This window comes from Rhabdochromatium marinum, assembly GCF_016583795.1.
GTDB lineage: Bacteria > Pseudomonadota > Gammaproteobacteria > Chromatiales > Chromatiaceae > Rhabdochromatium > Rhabdochromatium marinum.
Genome location: NZ_NRRS01000174.1, coordinates 1 through 1,275, shown reverse-complemented (window position 1 = coordinate 1,275; position 1,275 = coordinate 1). Strand labels below are relative to the sequence as shown.

General features: G+C 45.7%; 1 protein-coding gene. It reads right to left on the bottom strand.

All coding sequences use genetic code 11. The features are described from left to right. Window positions 1-69: 69 nt before the first annotated feature. Window positions 70-825 (bottom strand): alpha/beta hydrolase, encoded by a 756-nt coding sequence (locus CKO36_RS19110; RefSeq protein WP_200286484.1) that lies wholly within the window; start codon window positions 823-825, stop codon window positions 70-72. Window positions 826-1,275 lie beyond the last annotated feature (450 nt).

Genomic DNA, 1,275 nt, shown 5'->3' with positions numbered 1-1,275 from the left:
CCAGTCTCCCGACCAGAGCGTCGCTATCCGCCAGAGGCGCAACACGCGATACGGGTGGGTGGCTAGCCCTTACCCGACCGGGACTTTCACCCGGCAAGAAGCGCCAAGCTTCGCTTGGCGCACTAACAAAAACAGCTTTAAATGGGGATATGACCATTCAGATCGTTCTTTATCGGTAGCATAACCTACCGGAGTCGGTGAGCCCTGCGAAGGCCAACTATACGCGACGGGAATTCCCGGGTAGTGTAAGTCGTACGCGAGTTGTGCAGTTCTTCGTATAGAATCTTTAAAAGTAACATTAAATCCATGAATAAAAACAAACACTTCGTCTTTAGACATTCGGTTCATTTCTTTTTTCATTCTCTGATAAAAAGATTCCTTATTTATGCTCGAGGCATTAATTAATGTTATATGCTTACCTGGGTCTTCTTTGAATTCAAACTTCCACCACGTAGGCGACTCCATCTCACCTAGCTTATGCTCTTTAGGAATCGATACGTCCGCTATTCCATAGTCTAACACACCCATTTCAGGACCGTAGTCTATAGATTTTGAAGAACCTTGAATTGGCTTTCTGTCTGTACCATAGAATACCCTAACTACGATACTATTGTTTTCATGATATTTAATAATTACATTACTATTACCATTGATTACTATTGGGCTCTGTCTTCCTGAAGTATTTATATTTTCGTTGTCCCTAGAGGGTGGTTCAATCCACAAATAAAGCGCGATATTGATAAGCGCAATATTAAGGATAAATGCAATCGCTGCAATTTTTGTTTGCAGTGGCCATGACTTCCATGTTTTTCGTGGGTTCCACATTTCGCCATTTACCAGAATCTATTATGGTGCCTAACCAGTGATTATATGGTTTCTGGATAACACTAGCACGCAACGGTTAAACCCGCAAGATCTCTGGATAACCTATCAGCTGCGGGATAACATGCCAATATCGTTTATTATCCATCAGCGAGTTGACGAATGCTGCAAATTCCTGCAATGCTTGCAGCAAGGTTCGATGAGAAGCTAACTGTCCCGTCCCGTGTGATTATTTGCCAAAGAGGAGCCATCCTTTGTTCCTCGCTCGAGAAGTTCTCGAAGCACTTATCGCCGAGCTCAAGGCGGATTGCCTAGAGGCTGAACGCCCCCTATCTCGACCAGCAACCAGCGACGATCAGACCATGGAGGCATGAACGATGCAGGTTCGACTTCATAAAAACGCCCGCACCACCCCGGCCGTTCGTGCGGAGCTGCGCGCCTCGACGTTGCCCA

Excerpts from the sequence above, each read along its gene's own strand:
- CKO36_RS19110 (WP_200286484.1), bottom strand. The coding sequence starts at position 825 with ATGTGGAACCCACGAAAAACATGGAAGTCATGGCCACTGCAAACAAAA.